The 18,063-nt window shown below is 69.5% G+C and carries 17 protein-coding genes and 1 pseudogene; 7 read left to right on the top strand and 11 right to left on the bottom strand.

What is annotated here, in order from left to right:
• Positions 1-148: 148 nt before the first annotated feature.
• The 3 genes from CKO28_RS15420 to CKO28_RS15430 form a co-directional block, all read right to left on the bottom strand.
• Positions 149-1,129 carry a DMT family transporter gene (locus CKO28_RS15420; protein WP_200341694.1) on the bottom strand — a complete coding sequence of 327 codons (981 nt, stop codon included), beginning with the start codon at positions 1,127-1,129 and terminating at the stop codon, positions 149-151.
• Positions 1,126-1,947 carry an alpha/beta fold hydrolase gene (locus CKO28_RS15425; protein WP_200341695.1) on the bottom strand — a complete coding sequence of 274 codons (822 nt, stop codon included), beginning with the start codon at positions 1,945-1,947 and terminating at the stop codon, positions 1,126-1,128. The genes CKO28_RS15420 and CKO28_RS15425 overlap by 4 nt, the downstream gene beginning before the upstream one ends.
• Positions 1,948-2,246: 299 nt before the next feature.
• A complete protein-coding gene (locus CKO28_RS15430) occupies positions 2,247-4,232 on the bottom strand; it encodes a chloride channel protein (RefSeq protein ID WP_200341696.1) in 1,986 nt (661 codons plus the stop codon).
• 126 nt (positions 4,233-4,358) lie between these two features.
• On the opposite strand from CKO28_RS15430, the pseudogene CKO28_RS29625 reads away from it, so the two are divergent.
• Positions 4,359-5,192 (top strand): annotated as a pseudogene (locus tag CKO28_RS29625) (ATP-dependent helicase); the annotation flags it as partial.
• On the top strand, positions 5,190-7,772 hold the full coding sequence (locus tag CKO28_RS15435; protein ID WP_437127634.1) for a 3'-5' exonuclease: 2,583 nt from the start codon (positions 5,190-5,192) through the stop codon (positions 7,770-7,772). The pseudogene CKO28_RS29625 and the gene CKO28_RS15435, both read left to right, overlap by 3 nt.
• A gap of 69 nt (positions 7,773-7,841) precedes the next feature.
• Here the strand turns inward: CKO28_RS15435 and CKO28_RS15440 are convergent, their stop codons facing one another.
• Positions 7,842-8,177, bottom strand: coding sequence for a hypothetical protein (locus tag CKO28_RS15440; RefSeq protein WP_200341698.1), 336 nt, complete (start codon positions 8,175-8,177; stop codon positions 7,842-7,844).
• A gap of 68 nt (positions 8,178-8,245) precedes the next feature.
• On the bottom strand, positions 8,246-8,944 hold the full coding sequence (locus tag CKO28_RS15445; protein ID WP_200341699.1) for a DUF1523 family protein: 699 nt from the start codon (positions 8,942-8,944) through the stop codon (positions 8,246-8,248).
• 407 nt (positions 8,945-9,351) lie between these two features.
• Between CKO28_RS15445 and CKO28_RS15450 the strand changes: the two genes are divergently transcribed.
• On the top strand, positions 9,352-9,789 hold the full coding sequence (locus tag CKO28_RS15450) for a GIY-YIG nuclease family protein (protein ID WP_200341700.1): 438 nt from the start codon (positions 9,352-9,354) through the stop codon (positions 9,787-9,789).
• Between the two features lie 72 nt (positions 9,790-9,861).
• Here CKO28_RS15450 and CKO28_RS15455 read toward each other — a convergent pair whose 3' ends face one another.
• Both CKO28_RS15455 and CKO28_RS15460 read right to left on the bottom strand, forming a co-directional pair.
• On the bottom strand, positions 9,862-10,671 hold the full coding sequence (locus CKO28_RS15455; protein ID WP_200341701.1) for a M48 family metallopeptidase: 810 nt from the start codon (positions 10,669-10,671) through the stop codon (positions 9,862-9,864).
• A 228-nt stretch (positions 10,672-10,899) separates the two neighbouring features.
• Complete coding sequence (locus CKO28_RS15460) at positions 10,900-11,577, bottom strand: RT0821/Lpp0805 family surface protein (protein WP_200341702.1); 678 nt, start codon at positions 11,575-11,577, stop codon at positions 10,900-10,902.
• A gap of 298 nt (positions 11,578-11,875) precedes the next feature.
• On the opposite strand from CKO28_RS15460, the gene CKO28_RS15465 reads away from it, so the two are divergent.
• Positions 11,876-12,265, top strand: a complete 390-nt coding sequence (locus CKO28_RS15465) for a winged helix DNA-binding protein (RefSeq protein ID WP_200341703.1) — start codon at positions 11,876-11,878, stop codon at positions 12,263-12,265.
• A 74-nt stretch (positions 12,266-12,339) separates the two neighbouring features.
• Here CKO28_RS15465 and CKO28_RS15470 read toward each other — a convergent pair whose 3' ends face one another.
• Complete coding sequence (locus CKO28_RS15470) at positions 12,340-12,486, bottom strand: DUF3096 domain-containing protein (RefSeq protein WP_200341704.1); 147 nt, start codon at positions 12,484-12,486, stop codon at positions 12,340-12,342.
• A gap of 399 nt (positions 12,487-12,885) precedes the next feature.
• Here CKO28_RS15470 and CKO28_RS15475 point away from each other — a divergent pair, with 399 nt between their 5' ends.
• Both CKO28_RS15475 and CKO28_RS15480 read left to right on the top strand, forming a co-directional pair.
• Positions 12,886-13,308: an SRPBCC family protein gene (locus tag CKO28_RS15475; protein ID WP_200341705.1), complete on the top strand. Its 423-nt coding sequence runs from the start codon at positions 12,886-12,888 to the stop codon at positions 13,306-13,308.
• Positions 13,309-13,333: 25 nt separating this feature from the next.
• A complete protein-coding gene (locus CKO28_RS15480; RefSeq protein ID WP_200341706.1) occupies positions 13,334-13,906 on the top strand; it encodes a DUF924 family protein in 573 nt (190 codons plus the stop codon).
• Between the two features lie 219 nt (positions 13,907-14,125).
• On the opposite strand, the gene CKO28_RS15485 is transcribed toward CKO28_RS15480, so the two are convergent.
• The 3 genes from CKO28_RS15485 to wrbA form a co-directional block, all read right to left on the bottom strand.
• Positions 14,126-15,112 (bottom strand): glutathione S-transferase family protein, encoded by a 987-nt coding sequence (locus CKO28_RS15485; RefSeq protein WP_200341707.1) that lies wholly within the window; start codon positions 15,110-15,112, stop codon positions 14,126-14,128.
• 158 nt (positions 15,113-15,270) lie between these two features.
• The gene (locus tag CKO28_RS15490; protein ID WP_200341708.1) at positions 15,271-15,969 is read right to left on the bottom strand and encodes a pirin family protein; all 699 of its coding nucleotides are present in this window, start codon (positions 15,967-15,969) and stop codon (positions 15,271-15,273) included.
• Between the two features lie 218 nt (positions 15,970-16,187).
• A complete protein-coding gene (gene wrbA, locus CKO28_RS15495; RefSeq protein ID WP_200341709.1) occupies positions 16,188-16,793 on the bottom strand; it encodes an NAD(P)H:quinone oxidoreductase in 606 nt (201 codons plus the stop codon).
• 179 nt (positions 16,794-16,972) lie between these two features.
• Here wrbA and CKO28_RS15500 point away from each other — a divergent pair, with 179 nt between their 5' ends.
• Positions 16,973-17,893, top strand: coding sequence for a LysR family transcriptional regulator (locus CKO28_RS15500; protein WP_200341710.1), 921 nt, complete (start codon positions 16,973-16,975; stop codon positions 17,891-17,893).
• Positions 17,894-18,063: the final 170 nt, after the last annotated feature.

Here is an 18,063-nt window from a genome sequence, read left to right on the forward strand (position 1 = left end):
TTGCGGCGGCTGCTCAGCATGACGCTGTTGCAAGTTTCTGACGAACCGCACGCTTGAACCCGCGTAGGACGCCGACGGCGGCCGTGTCGAACGATCCCACACGGGCGCGCGGCGCGGTTCGCCGAAGGCTTCCGAATTCTGGCCGCCGCTACCCGTTCCTCGCGGCCGGGCTGATCTTGTCCCAGATCGCCTCCAGGAAGACGCAGGCGGTGATCACCATGATCGCGAGCACCTGCCAGGTGGTCGGCACGGTGCCCAGGAAGATCAGGGCGAGCAGCGCGGCCACCGCGGGCTTCAGGAAGAACAGGTACATCCCGCGGGTGATGTCCGGCACCGCCGCCAATCCGCCGACCCAGAGGAACTGCGTCAGCGTGGTGTTGTAGAGCGCCAGCACCAGGATCGCGACCACCGCCAGCTGCGACAGGTGGAACAGCGAGAAGACGTCGACCCAGTCGCCCCAGGCCAGTCCGACCAGCAGCCACAGCCCGATCCCGCCCGGGAACATGGTGACGGCGGAGATCCGCATGGCGCCGTATTGCCCGATGTAGGGCTTGATCAGGATCAGGTAGATCGAGAGCAGCAGCGCGCAGCCCATCGCCAGCAGCACGCCCAGCAGGCTGGACGCGTCGCCCGCCAGGCGCGCGAGCACGCCGTCGGTGACCAGCAGCGCCACCCCGGCGAGCGCGCCCAGGCCGCTGACGATCTTCGCCCCCGACAGCGCCTGCTTGTTGATCCACAGGTTGAGCACGCCGACGAAGATCGGCGCGGTGGTCACCATGGTCGCGACCTGCGCCACGGTGGCGTAGTCGAGCGACCAGTGGAACAGCAGGTAGGCGCCGGTCACGCCCAGGAGCGCGAGCGGCAGGATGCGGTGCCCGTTCTCCCGGATCGGCTTGACCAGGTCGCGCTGGCCGGGGGTCAGCAGCGCCAGCACCACCAGCCCGAAGCCGCCCAGCACGAACCGCCAGACCGAGACCTCCGGCCCCGCGATCGCGGTTTCGTTGGAGATCACCTTGGCGACGAACTCGCTGGAGGCGTGGCCGGCCACGCCCAGGAAGACGGCCAGGTAGGCGATCCACGGGTGACGATGCCACAGGCCCTGCGGCCGGGTCGCGGCGGCGCTGCTCATGGCGTCAGCTCCTCGGCGAAGGTCAGGAGTTCCTGAGCGAGCGCCCGCGGCCGTTCGATCGGGATCAGGTGGCCGGCATCGGCGAGCGCGACCGGCCGCACGTCGGGCAGGCGGGCGAGCAGGCGGGTGACGTCGGCCTCGTCGTAGAAGATCCAGTCCTGCAGCCCGGTGACGTTCAGGACCGGCAGGCTCAGGTCCTCGTAGGGCAGATCCCAATCGACCTGCTCGCCGCTTTCGATCAGCCGGAAGATGCCCGCCGACCGGTCGAGCGGGCTGTAGCCGCCCGGCTGCAGGAAGCTGTCCGCGTTCCCCGCCTGCCAGCTCTCGTTGGTCAGCAGCGGCAGGTAGGCGTCCTTGATCAGGCCCAGCCCGCCGGTCGCGGCGAGCCGGGTCAGCGCGCCGTTGATCCACTTCAGCCGCGGCCCGTCGCGGCGCAGGGTGTTGACCAGCACCAGACCGGTCGCCTGGGCGCCCGCCAGCCAGGCGCGCGCGGCGTAGAGGCCGCCGACCGACAGGCCGAGCAGCACCGGCCGCTGCGGGCCGAGCTCGTCCAGCAGGCGCTTGGCGTCGCCGGCGATCTGCATGGCGCCGACGGCCGTGTCGTCGCCCAGCGGGCTCTGCCCCTGGCCGCGGTAGTCCCACCACAGCGTGCCGTGCCCGGCGTCCCGCAGGGCTTCGCCCAGGGTGTTCTCGAACCCGGCCATGTCGCCGGTCAGGGCGTTGAAGCCGATGAAGGTGACGCCGCTGGCCGAGGACGGCGGCGTGTGGACGTAGGCGATCCGGTCGGCCGGGCCGAGCTCGATGTAGGCGACGAACATGACGGTGCGTGGGCTCCCCAGAACGGCACGGTTGGGCCGGCCGCGCGACGCCGCCGCGCGGACTGCGTTATCGGGTATACAATTTTTGCCGCAGCAGTATACGAACTGGGGTGGTCCGCGTAACCCCACGATCGCGCAAAGGAGGTGTGCGCGGGGCGTGCGGGCGTGTGCGGCTGGCCAACTGGTTCCCCTCTTCCACTGGGAGGAGGGACCACGGGCATCGATGCCGCGGGCAACCTCCTCTCCCCGGCCCTCTTCTCCCAGTGGAGGAGACGGGACGAGTCGAGCGCACCCAGCGCTCAGCTCTCGCCGCGTTCCTCGCGGCGGGCCTGGGTCAGGGCGCGGTGGTAGGTCGCCATCAACTCGTGTTCGTGCGCCACGCCCTGCAGGCGGAAATGCTGGCGGTCGTCGACCACGGGCAGGTGCACCTCGCCCGAGGCGCCGAACACCTTGACCGCGCGTTCCAGGTCGTCGTCCAGCTCCAGCACCGTCGGCGCCGGGCGCATCATCCGCGCGGCGGTCAGGCGGTTGTCGCGGCTGGTGTCGAACGCCGCCTCCGACAGGTCGTGGAAGGTGATCGTGCCCAGGAGGTGTTCGCCCGGCTCGGGCGCGTCGCTGCCGCTGGCCCCGTCGGGGCCGTGGTCGGGGCCGCCGTCGGGGCCGTGGTCGGTGTCGGCGCCCGGGTCCGGGGAATCGTACTGGCCGTCCCCGGCCGCCCGGACCGGCGGGTTGGACGCCGCGGCGCCGGCGCTGGCGGGTTCGGCCGACGGCTCGGTCACGAACAATTCGCCCCAGGGCGCCTTGACCAACAGCGCGCGGACCTCGGCGATCGGGGTGTCGGGGCGCACGGTGGCGTAGGTCCGGTCGACCAGCTGGCGCACCCGGATGGCGCGCAGCAGCCGCGCCTCCTGCCCGCCGGACAGCGAGATGCCCTGGCGTTCCAGCTGCCAGATAAAGAACGACCGGCCGTGCAGTTGCTGGGTGATCACGCTCGCGATCACGGTGGAGACCATGACCGCGATGGTGAGCGCGTAGTCGCTGGTCAGCTCGAAGATCATCAGGATGGTCGAGATCGGCGCCCCCAGCACGCTGCCGGCGACCGCCCCCATGCCGACCAGCGTGTAGGCGCCGTGGCCGCTGGAGAGGTGCGGGAACGCCTCGGTCGCGATCAGACCGAACGCGCCGCCCGCCATCGCGCCGATGAACAGGGCGGGCGAGAACACCCCGCCGCCGAAGCCGGCCGCCAGGCACACCGCCGTCGCCGCGATCTTGAGCGCGCCGAGGGCGACCAGCATGTCCAGCGCATAGACCTCCGAGAGCGCGAGGTCGGTCGCCTCGTAGCCGACGCCCAGCAGGTGTGGAAAACCGAGCGCGGCGAGCGCGCCGACCAGCAGCCCGGCCACCCCCGGGCGCGCCCAGCGGGGCACGCGCGCACGGTCGAACGCGCCTTCCGCCGCGCCGACGAAGAAGATGAACAGGATCGCCGCGGCGGCGCAGACCACCCCCAGTAGCGCGAACGCCGGGAACTCCCAGAACGACTCGATGGTGTAGGTCTGCGGCAGCACGAACGCCGGGTAGTCGCCGTAGTACATCCGGCTGACGATCGTGCCGGTCACGCTGGCGATCACCACCGGCGCGAAGGCGGACAGGGCGTAGTGGCCGACCACCACCTCAAGAGCGAAGAACACCCCGGCAATCGGCGCGTTGAACGAGGCGGCGACCGCCGCCGCGACGCCGCAGCCCAGCATCGTCCGGGTCAGCGAGCGGCCCAGGTGCAGGACCGTGGCAAGGTAGCTGGCGACGGTCGCGCCCAGGTGCACGACCGGCCCCTCGCGGCCGACCGACGCGCCGACGCCGATCGAGGTTGCGGAGACGCACGCGGCCTTGATCCCGATGACCAGGTCCATCCGCCCGCCGCGCAGCGCGCTCGCCTGGATTACCTGGGCGACGCCCTGCGGCCGGCGGCCCGGCATGAAGGCGTGGACGAACAGCCCGATCATCAGCCCGCCCACGGCCGGGGCGAGCAGCATGCGCCACCACGGCTCCTCCCGCAGCAGGGTGATCAGCTCCTCGCCCGGAAAGCCGAGCGCCAGGATCTGCACCCCGTCGATCGCCAGGCGGAACAGGATCGCCAGGCCGCCCGCGCCCATGCCCAGCAGCAGCGCCATCACCGACAGGATCACCTGATCGTTCTTGCCGAAGCGCTTCAGGGTCACCAGCAGGCGGCGCCGGGACGACAGGGTCGTCCAGGTTCGGCGCATGCGGTTGGTACTCCGGCTGCTCATCACCTCTCCTGCGGGGCAGGCGGCCACCATTAAACCGGGCGGGGCGCCCGGGTGAAAGGGCGGCACCGGCAACCGACCCGAAATCGGGGGCTGAGGGGCCGCGGCGGCTGCGCTATAACTCGGGCCATGACGCATTCCGAGCCCGACCCAACCTCCGGCGTCCCAACCTCCGGGGGCCCTGCCTCCGGCGGCGCGCCGGCGGCCGACGCCCTCACCGCCGACCTCAACCCGACCCAGAGCGAGGCGGTGCGCACCGTCGACGGCCCCGTGCTGGTGCTGGCCGGGGCCGGTACCGGCAAGACCCGGGTGCTGACCACCCGGCTCGCCTACATCCTGCGCGCGGGCCTGGCGATGCACGGCCAGATCCTCGCGGTGACCTTCACCAACAAGGCCGCGCGCGAGATGAAGGAGCGGGTCGGCGCCATGACCGGCCGCCCGGTCGAGGGCTGGTGGCTCGGCACCTTCCACGCGCTGGCCGCGCGGATGCTGCGGCAGAACGCCGAGCGGATCGGGCTGAACCCGAACTTCACGATCATCGACACCGACGACCAGCTGCGGCTGATGAAGCAACTGCTGCAGGCCGAATCGGTCGACGAGAAGAAGTGGCCGGCGCGCACCGTCCTGAACGCCGTGCAGCGCTGGAAGGACCGGGGCCTGACCCCGGAACAGGTGTCCGCCGACGATGCCGGCGACCTCGCCGGCGGCCGGGCGATCGAATTGTACAAGCAGTACCAGCAGCGCCTCTTGACCCTGAACGCCTGCGACTTCGGCGACCTCTTGCTGCACTGCCTGACGCTGTTCCGGGAAGCGGGCGACGTATTGGAGAAATACCAGCGGCAGTTCAAGTACATCCTGGTGGACGAATACCAGGACACCAACGTCGCCCAGTATTTATGGCTGCGGCTGTTGGCGCAGGGCCACAAGAACATCTGCTGTGTCGGCGACGACGACCAGTGTCTGGTCGCCGGCACTCCGGTGACGCTTGCGGACGGCCGAACCAAGCCGATCGAAGAGATCGCAGTTGGCGACGGCGTGCTGTCCAGCTACGGCACCGGCGACTTCCGGGCGGCCGAGGTGAGCGATGTGTTCCATCGGCGCTGCAACAAGCCGCTGGTGAAAATCACCACCAAGCACGGCCGCACGCTGACCAGCACGCCGGAGCACCAGCACTTCGCGGACTTTCTGCTAACCCGCAGTCCCCAGCGTTTCTTCGTCTACCTGATGCATAAGGAGGGGACCGGCTACCGGCTCGGCACCAGCCAAGTCTACACCCAGGGTCAGAAGTCGGCGGTGGTCGGCTACAAGCAGCGCGCCCTGCAAGAGCACGCCGACGCCGCATGGCTGGTCGAGAGTTTCGACAGCGAGAACGAAGCGCGCGCGCGTGAAGTCGAGCTCGCGCTGACCTATGGCATCCCGCAGTTGCCGTTCGTCGCGCGCAAGGGCGGATCGACCAAGGGCCTGGTGCACGATCAAGCCGCGATCGATCGGATCTTCGCCCGCATCGATACGCATGGCAATGCGCAGCGCCTGATGTCGGACACCGGTCTCGACCCGGAACACCCGCATCACCGGCCACGCAGCCGCGACTCCAACCGGCGCAATCTCGTGGTCACGCTGTGCGCGGATCGGCGCGGGCCGACGCCGATGCACCGGATTTCCATGAACGGCAGCGACGCCGACGGCCGCGACCGGCTGGAGAACCTTGGGCTCAGCGTGCGCAGCTACCGCGGTCGCGCCGGCAACTGGCGGTTCGAGACCGTGTTCCGCGACATGGGCCGGGTCGAGGAGATCAAGAACGGTGTCCAGCGCGCGTTTCCCGACGTGGCGGTGGTTCAGAAGGCCAACATCCTGGGCGATGGCCTGCCGTTGACCCCCGCGCGCCACGTCCGGCCCGGCATGGTTATTCCGGCCGCTGACGGCCGCTACGACGAGGTAGTCGGTGTCGACACGGTCGACGCCGAAGCGGATGTCTACGACCTCAACATCGCCGCGACTCATAACTTCGTCGCCGACGGGCTGGTCACCCACAACTCGATCTACGGCTGGCGCGGGGCCGAAGTCGGCAACATCTTGCGGTTCGAGCAGGATTTTCCCGGCGCCAGTGTGATTCGGCTGGAGAAGAACTACCGCTCGACCGGGCACGTCCTGGGGGCGGCCGGCGGGCTGATCAGCCACAACGAGGGGCGGCTGGGCAAGACGCTCTGGACCGAGATCGACCGGGGCGAACCGGTACGCGTGCGCGGCCTGTGGGACGGCGACGCCGAGGCGCGTTTCGTCGGCGAGGAGGTCGAGGCGCTGCAGGCCGACGGCCATCCCTTGTCCGAGATCGCGGTGCTGGTGCGCACGGGCGCCATGACCCGCGGCTTCGAGGACCGCTTCTTCACCATCGGCCTGCCGTACCGGATCGTCGGCGGCGCGCGCTTCTTCGAGCGCCTCGAGATCCGCGACGCGCTCGCCTACCTGCGGCTGATCCAGTCGCCGGACGACGACCTGGCGTTCGAGCGGATCCTGAACACGCCCAAGCGCGGCCTGGGCGACAAGGCGCTGCAGACGCTCCATCAGGCCGCGCGCGCCCGCGGTACCTCGCTGATGCGCGCGGCCTTCGACGTGGCGCAAACCGAGGAACTGCGCCCGCAGGCCCGGCGCGCGCTGGCCGCGCTGATGGAGAACTTCGCCCGCTGGCGGCACATGGCGCAGGAAAGCGATCACGTCTCGCTCGCCCAGAGCGTGCTGGACGAAAGCGGCTACACCGAGATGTGGCAGCGCGATAAGTCGGCCGAGGCGCCGGGCCGGCTGGACAACCTGAAGGAATTGATCTCCGCGATGGGCGAGTTCGACACCCTGGGCGGCTTCCTGGAGCACGTCAGCCTGGTGATGGAGACCTTCGCCGACGACGCCGCGGAGAAGGTCACGGTGATGACCCTGCACGCCGCCAAGGGCCTGGAGTTCGACACCGTCTTCCTGGCCGGCTGGGAAGAGGGACTGTTCCCCAACCAGCGCGCGCTGGACGAGAACGGCGTCAAGGGCCTGGAGGAGGAGCGCCGGCTCGCCTACGTCGGCCTGACCCGGGCGAGGCACCGGGCGATCGTCTCGTTCGCCGCCAACCGGCGGATGTTCGGCAGTTGGAACGCCGCGATCCCGTCGCGCTTCGTCGACGAGCTGCCCAAGGAGCACGTCAAGATGGAAAGCGATCCCGGCCTCTACGGCACCGGAACCGGGTTCGGAAGCGGCGGGTTCGGCGGCGGTTCTTTCGGCGGGAGCGGCTTCGCCGAGCAGCCCAGCCGCTGGACCCCCGGGATGGCGCGCGCCTACCAGCGCCGGCAGGAGGGCGACGCCCCCACCAAGTTCATCGAGGGCACGGCGGAAGCGGTCGAGTCCGTCCCCGGCAGGTTCACCGAGGGCGACCGCGTGTTCCACCGCAAGTTCGGCTACGGCACGGTCAAGCAGGCAGAGGGCGAGCGGCTCACCATCGACTTCGACAAGGCGGACCGGAAGAAGGTGATGGCGAGCTTCGTCGTCCCGCCGGAGCAGGCGGATTAGGGTTTCGGCGGAGGCAGGTCTCTATCCCGCTCCTCCCGGTGGCGGAGAGACGACCCGCCGCGACGCCGGTCAGCTGCCGCAGCCGCCCGAGCCGCAGCCGCAACCGGCCCCGCCCGCCGCCGACTCGACCTTGAAGCGGAAGCTCTTGCCGGCGTCGGCCCGGTCCTTAAGTTCGCCGTCGTCGGCGGCGGCGTCGTGGCCGTTCACGACCCGGCGCAGGTCGGCCATCACGGCCTGCGACTCCTGCTCGCGGACGTAGGCGTTGGCTTCCTCGGCCGCGTTGGCGAGCGTGTCCTCCACGCCGCACTCGGGGCAGAACACCGTGTCGGCGTCGCCGGGCGCGTCGACGCGGCTTTGCACCGGCACATCGCAGCTGGCGCACATCAGGGTGGCTTGGTCGCTCATGATAGCCGTCCTTCCGAACCGTCGCGTGACACCAGCTAACCGCGACGGAGGGCGGGCTGTAAAGCCGCTCAGCGCTTGCGTGCGCGCAGGTCCTCGATCGCGGAGCTGACCTCTTCGCGCAGCCAAGCCCAGGTCTTGGACGGCAGGCCGGCGGTGTCGTCGAGCCGGCGCTCGATCTCCAGCCGGCGCATCACCGGCAGCCAGTGCCGCTCGACGAACCAGCGCCACAGCCGCCAGACGATCAGCACGACGATCAGCAGGCCGACCACGAAAACGACGTTGAACCAGGGCACCCAGGGTTCGGCGGCCGGGCTCTCGACCTCCTCGATCGCGATCGCGTTCGGGAACATCGAGAAGATCGGGATGCGCCAGCCGTAGTGCGTCACCAGCACCCAGGTCGGGTCTTCCTCGGTGGAGCGCAGGTCCTGCGCCTTGGCCTGCAGGTTCTGGCTGTCGAACTTCATGTACCAGGGGAAGCCCCAGCCGGTCTCCTCGTTGCGGTAAACCCGCGGGGTGCCGTCCGGCCAGACGGCGTTGATGAACCGCACGTCGCGGCTCAGGATGTCGCCCTGCTGGGCTTGTTCGCCGGCCTTGACGTCCATCCGCTTGACGTCGGTGTCGACGATCCGCACGACATCGTAGCCGGGCAGGTAGTACCATAGGAACAGCGCCACCGCGACGATCGGCAACAGCCGCAGCACCCAGCCGGCGGCCTCCATGAAAAAGGTCCACTTGAACGTACGGTCGGCGTCGTAGGACTGGCTCATGATCGGTGTCGTGCCCTGAGGGGTGGCTGCGGGTCGGCGGACGCGCGGTCCGGGGACGCGCGGTCGGCGGGTGGTGTCGGCGCGGGCGCCCCGCGATGGGAGCACGGCGGCCCGGTACCCGTCACCTGCCTTATAGCAAACCCGCCGCGGCTGTGCAGGCACGCCGAAGGGGTGTGCGCCGGCGTGTCGCCACAGGGGTTGGGACTTTTGCACACCTCGCGGGCCGCCCGTGTGAGGTCCTTCGACACGGACACCTTCGGTGTCCTATTCAGGATGAAGGTTTATGTTTTTCAATAGAATATAGGTGTCTTGATGCTGAGTAGCCGGCCGCAGGCCGGCGTGTCGAAGCACGCCACACGGCTATTTAGGCCCGCGGACAAAAGTCTCTGATGAGAGCGAAAGAACGCATGACGGCAGTCGAGGTTCTGGCCACGGCCGACGGCGGCGATCTGCCGGCGGTGTCCGGCGCCTACCTGCTATGGCTGCCGCTCGGCCGGCCGCTCGACCTCTCGGCGCCGAAGCCGGGGGCGCGGCTCGCAGCCGGCGTTTACCTCTACGTCGGCAGCGCCAACGGGCCCGGCGGGCTGCGGGCCCGGGTCGCTCGGCATCTGCGCGCGGACAAGCGCCCGCGCTGGCACGTCGACCAGGTGACGCTGGCCGCCGGGACGACGGCGCGCGCGCTCGCATGGCCGGGCGGCAGCGAATGCGCCTGGCGGGAAGCCGTGCAGGGCGCCGGCGCAAGCGTGCCGGTGCCGCGTTTCGGCGCCAGCGACTGCCGCGCCTGCCCGGCGCACCTGCTCCGGTTGGATGACGCTGAACCGGACGACCCGCGGCTGCGGCCGTAGGACAAGATGCTGCAAGGTGAGACCACCTTTCAGCCGGATCTTTCCCTGTGTTCAGGATGTTGGAGCGGCAGACTACGTCCCGCCCTGGTTCCGCCGGTAGATCTCCATCGCCTGTGGCAGCATCTCCCGCAGCTGGTTCAGGCGCCGTTCGTTCGACGGGTGGGTGGAGGCGAACTCCGGCGGGGCCTGCCCCTGGCTCTGCGCGCCCATCTTGGTCCAGAAGTCGATCGCCGCGCGCGGATCGTAGCCAGCCTCGGCCATCGTCATCAGGCCGAACCGGTCGGCCTCCAGCTCCTGCGTGCGGCCGTAGGGCAGGATCACGCCGTACTTCGCCCCGGCGCCCAGCAGGCCCGCGATCTGGTTGGCGTAGCCGACATTGCCGGCCTGCAGCGCGGCGTTCAGCGCCTGCACCCCGACCTGGGAGACCTTGGCCGCGCCGAGGCGCTCCTGCGAGTGCTCCTCCAGCACGTGGCCGACCTCGTGGGCGATCACGCCGGCGATCTCGGCGTCGCTGTCGGCCAGCTTGACCAGCCCCGCGTAGACGCCGATGCGCCGACCGGGCAGGGCGAAGGCGTTCACCTGATCACCCTGGAACACCACGACCTCCCACGGTTCGCCGCCGGCCACCCCGGCCGCCTGGATGATCCGCTGGGCGATCCGGTCGACGCGCTGCTGCATCGCGCTGTCCTGGACCGGCTGCTCGTCCTGCCTGATCCGCTGCCAGGTCTGCAGGCTCATCCGGCTGACTTCCTGGTCGGACACCAGGGCGCCCGGGCTGTCGCCGAGGTCCAGACCACCCTGGGCGCAGCCGGCCAGGGTCAGGGCGGAGACCAGCAGCGCGGCCCGGCTGCAGGCTTTCCATCGGCGGGGAAGGGGGATCATGTGCGCTCCTCTCCAATGCGGTTCGGCAGATCGGCCGTCGGCCCGTCTACGACGGTAGCTAACACGGCCGGCCGGGCGCGTGCGATGCGCCCGCGCGGCCGGCGATGCAGCGGTCACAAAAATGGGAGGTCCGGCGGCAATTCCGGACCTCCCAAGGCGGGGAAGGCAGAGCCTGGGTGGCGAGCGAAACGGGCGCGCGCCGGCCCGACAATCGGAGACGCGGCGGTGTCAGTGCGTCTGCCGCGAGACGATCTCCCAGCTCCCGTCCGGCTGCCGGCAGGCAGTGCCGTAGACCTGCTGCTGGCGGCCGCCGACGGTGGCGCTGGTGGTGTACTCCCGGCAGTAGCGGCCGCTGCTGGTCTGGTAGGTGCGCCGTGGGGTGGTGCGGTATTCCGCGCCGTTGTCCGGGTTCTGCCAGGCGACCGTCTGGCCGGTCGGCACGGTTTCCAGGGTTCGGCCGATGCAGGCGCGGTCCTGGCTGTCCAGACCGCGGCCGATCTCACCACCCAACAGGACGCCGATCAGCGCGCCGGCGCCGGTGGTGACCAGCTGGCCGTCGCCCTTGCCGAACTGCGAGCCGACGACCGCGCCGCCGACCACTTGGCCGGCGAGCTGACGGTTGCAGCGCAGGAAACCGCCGCCGTCGCCGTAGATCGGCGCCCGCCGTCGGGGCTGGTAGCGGTCCTCGTCGTCGTCGTAATCGTCGTCGTACTCGTACTCGCGCTCGACCTCGTACGCGTAGTTCCGCTTGTGCTTGTGGCGGTGGCCGTGGTCGTGGCCGTGCTTGGCGCGCCAGCCGTGCGCCGGCGCCCAGGACGGCGGCTCGGCGAGCGCCGCGGGGGCGGTCGCGCCCAGGCTGCCCAGGGTGAGCAGAGCGATCGTCAGAGCCGCGATCAGCGTACGCATGGCAAAACGGTCCTTGGTCGGCGCGAACGGGGCACCGCGTGTCGCCAGTGCGGCGTATCGTCAGTGCGCTGCTTCAATCCGTGAAGATATATGGTGCAATCGTACATGCAAATCTGAGCACAGATATGTCACGACCGTCAGCGATGCGTCATCTTCCGTGCGCCGCCCGGTCCCGGGTGGATGGATCGCGCCCTGGACGACCGGATCGGCGATCCGGCTTGACGGGGATCGGCCGGACCCGTACACGCAAATCTGTATGTAAAAATTCCAAAACGTGCGGACCCGCAACGCCGATCCGATGAGCTATAGCCCCGACCAGCGCCGCGTCTATCTGGACATGATCGAGCAGGTCGGTCAGCGCTGGCTGTTGCTGTTCCGCGGTGATCCTGACATGTACTCGGCTGCGTACTGGGACCTCCTGACCACGCTGTGGCGGGCCGGCCAGCCGATGCGCAAGACCGACGCGCTGGCGGCGATGCACGGCATCCGCAGCCCCCATACCGCCGGGAAATACGTCGATGCGGCGATCTCCCGCGGGCTGATCCTGGAAGAGGACAATCCGCGCGACGCCCGTTCCAAGGTGCTCAAGCTGTCGCCCGAGATGCAGCGCCGGCTCGACGCGTTTTTCGACGAGGCGCTGGTCGATCTGCTAGACGCGGCCCGGCGGGTCCAGGACCGGTCGGACTAGCCCGGACGGCCGCTGTCGTCCACGGCCGCGTCAGATCTGTTCCCGCGTGACCAGGGTCGGCCGGACGTGCGCCTTTAGCCGAGATGAGGCAGCAGCCCGGTGACGCCGACGAAGATCAGGTAGGCCGCGACGACGTAGTTCAGCAGGCGCGGACTGATCAGGATCAGGATGCCGGCCAAAAGGGCGACCAGCGGTTGGATCGTGTTGAAGTCGATGTACATCGTGAAGCGATCTCCGGCTTGCGTGGGTGCGTTGGTCTGGCGGGTGTGGACGCGCCCCCGGGTCGGCGCTTACCTGCGTAACCGGGTCTGCATGATCGGGCCCGCTTAACAGGGGCAGTGTGAAATCCGCGGTGCGCTTAGCAGAGCCGGCCCGCCGCTGACCAGGGGCGGTGCCCGGCCGGCACGCCGATCCGGCACGCCGGTTTTGCACCGGGCGCCGGCGGTCCCGGCGTATCCGGGCGCGGGACACGGGGGGCCGGGCGGCCCCCGCCGTCGTCCCCGCACCTCCCGACACAACGGCAAGGCCCGGCCGCCGGAGCAGATGCCGCTTGGAACCTTGTCCAGAACACCCGGGCCGGGAGACACGGCCGCACATACATGAGGGAGCGCAGCCAGCCGATGGCCAAAGTCAGCGAGGCCACCAAACTCTACATTTCCGCCGGGCGCGTGTGGGACGCGATCGGCCGGTTCGCCGACATCGCCAGCTGGCACCCGCTGGTGCTCGGCGCGGACGCCGGCGGCAACGACAGCCGGCCGGAACGCCACCTGGACCTGGGCGACAGCCAGAAGCTGGTCGAGCGGCTGGAGTCCCACGACGACGCGGCGATGACCTACCGCTACAGCTTCAAGGAAGGCCCCCTGCCGGTCGCCGAGATGACGGCGGAGTTGAGCGTCCATCCGGACGACGCCAACAGCTGCACGATCCACTGGTCGGCCGATCTGGAGCCCGACGGCGACACGCCGCGCGATCAGGCGGTCCAGGAAATCCAGGACTTCTTCCAACGCGGGATGCAGCACCTGCGCTTCACGCTGGCGGGCTGAGCCGGCTTTTGCCAAGCTGGCGTCTATGACCGACCCAACCGATACCCGACCCGCCGACCGGAATCTCGCCGCGCTGCTGGACTTCTGGTTCGCGCCGGACACCCGGCCCTACTGGTTCGACAGCACGCCCGAGTTCGATGCCCAGCTGCGCGCGCGCTTCCTGGGGCTGTACCGGCAGGCCGCGGTCGATCGCCTGGCCGGCTGGCGCGCGGACGGGCGCGGCTGCCTGGGGCTGGTGCTGCTGCTCGACCAGCTGCCGCGCAACGTCTTCCGCAACACCCGGCAGGCGTTCGCGACCGACGACCAAGCGCGCGCGATCACCCGCCACGCGCTGGACCGCGCGTTCGACCGGCAGCTCAACGAAGCGGAACGGCTGTTCCTCTACCTGCCGCTGGAGCACAGCGAGGATCTGGCCGACCAGGACCGGTCGGTCGCGCTGATCGGTCAGCTGACCAGCCAGCCGATGTGGAAGGACTACGCCGACAAGCACCGCGAGGTGATCGTGCGCTTCGGCCGCTTCCCCCACCGCAACGCGATCCTCGGCCGCGACAGCACCCCCGAGGAAAGCGCGTTCCTGGCGGGCGGCCCGGGCTGGTAGGCGTGTAATCGATCCCCCTCCTCCACGTGGGAGGAGAGGGATTTAGGAAGCCGCGCTGTCCCGGCGGGTCCCTTTCCCTTGAGAGGAGAGGACAGGTGAGGGTGGGAACCCCCGGTGGACGCCGGGAAATCCGCCCTCACCCTCCCACGACCCCTTGGGTCGCAGGCCCCTCCCGCTCCCCTCGAGCGGAGCAGCCCTGGCTCCCCGCTTTGAGAGGCTTTAAGCCGCACCCGCGATCGCCTGCAGGCCGCCGGGGCCGCCCAGGCCGTCGCGGCCGTGCGGGGCGCCGAGGTCGAGGACCGGGCCCTTGGGCACCACCTGGGTCGGGTTAATCATCGTGTGGCTGACGTAGTAGTGCTTCTTGATGTGCTCGAAGTTGGTCGTCTCGGCCACCCCCGGCAGCTGGTAGATCTCGCGCGTCAGCCCCAGCAGGTTCGGATAGTCTGCGATCCGGTGCTTGTTGCACTTGAAGTGGCCGACGTAGACCGGGTCGAAGCGAACCAGGGTGGTGAACAGGCGGATGTCCGCCTCGGTCAGCCGGTCGCCCGCGAGGTAGCGCCGCTCGGCCAACAGTCCTTCAAGCCAGTCGAGCGTGTCGAACAGCGCGTCGAACGCCTCTTCGTAGGCGTCCTGGCCGGTCGCGAAGCCGGCCTTGTACACCCCGTTGTTGACGTGGTGGTAGACCTGCTCGTTCACCCGCTCGATCTCGCCGGCCAAATCGTCGGGATAGAGGTCGAGGCCGGGGTTCTTGGCGAAGGCGTTGAAGTCGGCGTTCAGGATGCGCACCAGATCCGCCGATTCGTTGTTGGCGATCGTGCCCTGCTTGCGGTCCCACAGGGTCGGCACCGTGACCCGGCCGGTGTAGCCCGGGTCCGCCTTGACGTAGAGCTCGCGCAGGTAGTTGGCGCCGTTGGCGTGGTCCGGCCAGTCGGCGGTGAACTCCCACCCCTGGTCCGCCATGTACCAGTGCACGACGGAGACCGGCAGCGCGTCCTCCAGCCCCTTGAGCGCGCGCACGATCAGCGCCCGGTGCGCCCACGGGCAGGCGTAGGAGACGTAGAGATGGTAGCGGTCGGCTTCCGCCGGGAAGCGGCCGTCCGCGCCGACGCGGTTGCGGAACTGGGTGTCCGGGCGCACGAATCGGCCGCCGTGGCTTTTGGTGTCGTACCACTGGGTGTGCCAGACACCGTCGATCAGCTTGCCCATCGCGGGCTCCTTTCTCCTGTGCTGTCGCGGGCGGAAGCGGCTGGCCGGGCTTAGGGCAAGATGCTGAAAGGTCACCTTTCAGCTGAATCTGACCCTATCTTCAACAAGTTAGAGCTACATTCAGCTGGAAGGCCGTTTCGGCCTTCAAGCATGTAGCTCTAGGGCAGGTCGGCCAGCAGCAATTCGCTGTCCGCCAGCGCGGCGATTTCGATCTCGTCTTCGGCGGAGATAACGGCGCCGTCGCGGGCGTCCAGCGTAACCCCGTTGACCGCGATCTGTCCGGTCGACGGCACCAGGTAGCCCTGCCGCGTCCGGCCGAGGGCGTGACGCACGGTTTGTCCGGCCGACAGCGTCGCGCCGAACAGGGCCGCGTCCTGGTGGATCGGCAACGCCTCGTCGTGGCCGCCGCGCCCGGAGGCGAGCGGCACCAGCCGTCCGGCACGGTCCTGGGCCGGAAAGGCGCGCTGGTCCCAGGCGGGCTGCAGCCGGCGCGCGGACGGCTGGATCCAGATCTGGAACAGTTGGGTCACCTCCGGCTCGCGGTTGTACTCGGCGTGGATCACCCCCTTGCCCGCGGTCATCACCTGGACGTCGCCGGCGGGCGTGCGGCCCTGGTTGCCCAGGTTGTCCTCGTGGGTGATCGCGCCGCGGCGGATGTAGGTGATGATCTCCATGTCGCGGTGGCCGTGTGGGTCGAAGCCGCTGTGCGGCTGCACGGCGTCGTCGTTCCAGACCCGAAGCGGACCGACCCCCATCCGGTTGGGGTCGTGGTACTGCCCGAAACTGAAGTGATAGCGCGCCGACAGCCAGTCCAGCTCGAACCGGCCCAGGCTGCTGAAAGGACGATGCTCGATCATCGCCGGGGTTCCTTAGTGTGAAGGTGTCGTAAGCGACGTGCTGCCCCCATCCCCTCTCCCTCAAGGGAAAAGGGGAGAGGGAGGGACCCGCGGACCGCAGGTCGGTGGGAGGGTGAGGGTGGACTCCGCAGCCTACGCCGGGGAGTCTCACCCTCACCTGTCCTCTCCTCTCAAGGGAGAGGGACCCGCCGATGCAACGGTCGAACGGGCAGGCAGATTCACCCGTGCAGCTTGGTCGCGATCTCGGCGACGTGCTTGCCCTGGGCGCGGGCGATCGCGAGCTCGTTCTCGCTCGGCTGTCGGCTGCCGTCGGCGCCGGCGAGGGTGGTCGCGCCGTAGGGGGTGCCGCCGGTGATCTCGGTCATGTTGGAGAGCTCTTGCACCGAATACGGCACGCCGACCACGACCATGCCGTGGTGGAGCAGCGTGTTGTGCATCGAGGTCAGGGTGGTCTCCTGGCCGCCGTGCTGGCTCCCGGTGGAGGCGAACACGCTGCCGACCTTGCCGATCAGCTTGCCCTGGAACCACAGGCCGCCGGTCTGGTCCAGGACGTTGCGCAGCTGGCTCGACATGTTGCCGAAACGCGTCGGCGTGCCGAGGATGATCGCGTCGTAGTCGGCGAGCGCGTTCGGGTCGTCCAGCACCGGGGCGGCCTGGTCGGTCTTGTAGCCGGCCTGCTGCTGCACGCTCTCCGGCACCAGCTCCGGCACGCGGTAGACGTCGACCTGGGTGCCGCCGACGCCGCGCGCGCCCTCGGCGATCGCGCCGGCCATCGTCTCCACGTGGCCCCAGCTCGAGTAGTAGAGCACCAGTACCTTCGCCATCGTCCTCGCTCCTTGATCGCTTGCGCGGATGTCGTGTCGCGCGGGTAGGGCGGGCGGTGGGTCACCGCGCCCGCCGCCGTCAGCTGGGAAGATAGGGGTTTACTCAGAGTTAGAGAATAGGCAGATATCGAACCGTATTGTTTCCTTCAGAGAAACGATAATCCAGCCTTGGGTGGGGTATGACCTACGAGCACTTGAGTGCGATGGCGGTGTTCGCCCGCGTGGTGGAGGAGGGCAGCTTCTCGCACGCCGCGCGCGGGCTGGGGCTCAGCAAGTCCGCGGTGTCCAAGCAGGTGGGCCGGCTGGAAGACCGGCTGGGCGTGCGGCTGTTGAACCGGACCACCCGGCAGCTGTCGCTGACCGAGGCCGGCACGGCGTTCTACGAACACTGCCGCCAGCTGGTCGCCGATGCCGAGGCGGCCGAGAGCGCGGTGACGCACCTCGCCGCCGCCCCGCGCGGTACCCTTCGGGTCAACGCGCCGATGTCGTTCGGCCAGCTGCACGTCGCTCCGGCGCTGCCGGATTTTCTTCAGGCCTATCCCGAGTTGTCGGTCGAGATGCAGCTGTCCGACCGCACGGTCGACCTGATCGAGGAGGGCTTCGACCTCGCGATCCGGATCGGCCAGCTGCGTGATTCCAGCCTGATCGCGCGCCGGCTGGCGCCGGTCCGCCGGGTCGTCTGCGCCGCCCCGGCCTACCTGGATGCCCACGGCCGCCCCGGCCACCCGCGCGAGCTCAAGGATCACGAGTGCCTGATCTATTCCTACCTGTCCTCCGGGCGCGAATGGCGTTTCCAGGGGCACGACGGCGAGCTGCGCGTGCCGGTCCAGGGCCGGCTCGAGGTCAACAACGGCGATGCCCTGCTGGCCGCCGCCCGGCAGGGCTTCGGCATCGTCATGCTGCCGGCGTTCCTGGCGGCCGACGACGTCAAGGCGGGCCGGTTGGAGCCGGTCCTGCAGGACTGGTGCGAGACCGAGGCCGGCGGCGTCCACGCCGTGTTCCCCGCCAGCCGCAACCTGTCGCCCAAGGTCCGGGTGTTCGTCGACTACCTGGCCCGCCGCTTCTCGGGCGAGCCCGACTGGGACCGGCCCGGCGTTTAGGCGTTTGAGACGCCCGCGGGTTAAAACGGGTGCAGCGGCGCGTTCCCTCTCCCTTGACGGGAGAGGGCTAGGGTGAGGGTGGAACTCCTCAGCGTGCGCTCGGGAGTCTCACCCTCACCCTCACCCTCACCCTCACCCTCACCCTCACCCTCACCCTCCCCCGCCCTAGC

The organism is Rhodovibrio sodomensis (assembly GCF_016583645.1).
In the GTDB taxonomy this organism is placed as follows: domain Bacteria; phylum Pseudomonadota; class Alphaproteobacteria; order Kiloniellales; family Rhodovibrionaceae; genus Rhodovibrio; species Rhodovibrio sodomensis.

Bases quoted from the DNA above. Each gene is read 5' to 3' on its own strand.
- CKO28_RS15465 (WP_200341703.1), top strand. From the start codon at position 11,876: ATGAGCTATAGCCCCGACCAGCGCCGCGTCTATCTGGACATGATCGAG.
- CKO28_RS15440 (WP_200341698.1), bottom strand. From the start codon at position 8,177: ATGAGCGACCAAGCCACCCTGATGTGCGCCAGCTGCGATGTGCCGGTG.
- CKO28_RS15470 (WP_200341704.1), bottom strand. From the start codon at position 12,486: ATGTACATCGACTTCAACACGATCCAACCGCTGGTCGCCCTTTTGGCC.
- CKO28_RS15420 (WP_200341694.1), bottom strand. From the start codon at position 1,129: ATGAGCAGCGCCGCCGCGACCCGGCCGCAGGGCCTGTGGCATCGTCAC.
- wrbA (WP_200341709.1), bottom strand. From the start codon at position 16,793: ATGGCGAAGGTACTGGTGCTCTACTACTCGAGCTGGGGCCACGTGGAG.
- CKO28_RS15500 (WP_200341710.1), top strand. From the start codon at position 16,973: ATGACCTACGAGCACTTGAGTGCGATGGCGGTGTTCGCCCGCGTGGTG.
- CKO28_RS15485 (WP_200341707.1), bottom strand. From the start codon at position 15,112: ATGGGCAAGCTGATCGACGGTGTCTGGCACACCCAGTGGTACGACACC.
- CKO28_RS15430 (WP_200341696.1), bottom strand. From the start codon at position 4,232: ATGAGCAGCCGGAGTACCAACCGCATGCGCCGAACCTGGACGACCCTG.
- CKO28_RS15490 (WP_200341708.1), bottom strand. From the start codon at position 15,969: ATGATCGAGCATCGTCCTTTCAGCAGCCTGGGCCGGTTCGAGCTGGAC.
- CKO28_RS15475 (WP_200341705.1), top strand. From the start codon at position 12,886: ATGGCCAAAGTCAGCGAGGCCACCAAACTCTACATTTCCGCCGGGCGC.
- CKO28_RS15445 (WP_200341699.1), bottom strand. From the start codon at position 8,944: ATGAGCCAGTCCTACGACGCCGACCGTACGTTCAAGTGGACCTTTTTC.
- CKO28_RS15455 (WP_200341701.1), bottom strand. From the start codon at position 10,671: ATGATCCCCCTTCCCCGCCGATGGAAAGCCTGCAGCCGGGCCGCGCTG.
- CKO28_RS15480 (WP_200341706.1), top strand. From the start codon at position 13,334: ATGACCGACCCAACCGATACCCGACCCGCCGACCGGAATCTCGCCGCG.
- CKO28_RS15425 (WP_200341695.1), bottom strand. From the start codon at position 1,947: ATGTTCGTCGCCTACATCGAGCTCGGCCCGGCCGACCGGATCGCCTAC.
- CKO28_RS15460 (WP_200341702.1), bottom strand. From the start codon at position 11,577: ATGCGTACGCTGATCGCGGCTCTGACGATCGCTCTGCTCACCCTGGGC.
- CKO28_RS15450 (WP_200341700.1), top strand. From the start codon at position 9,352: ATGACGGCAGTCGAGGTTCTGGCCACGGCCGACGGCGGCGATCTGCCG.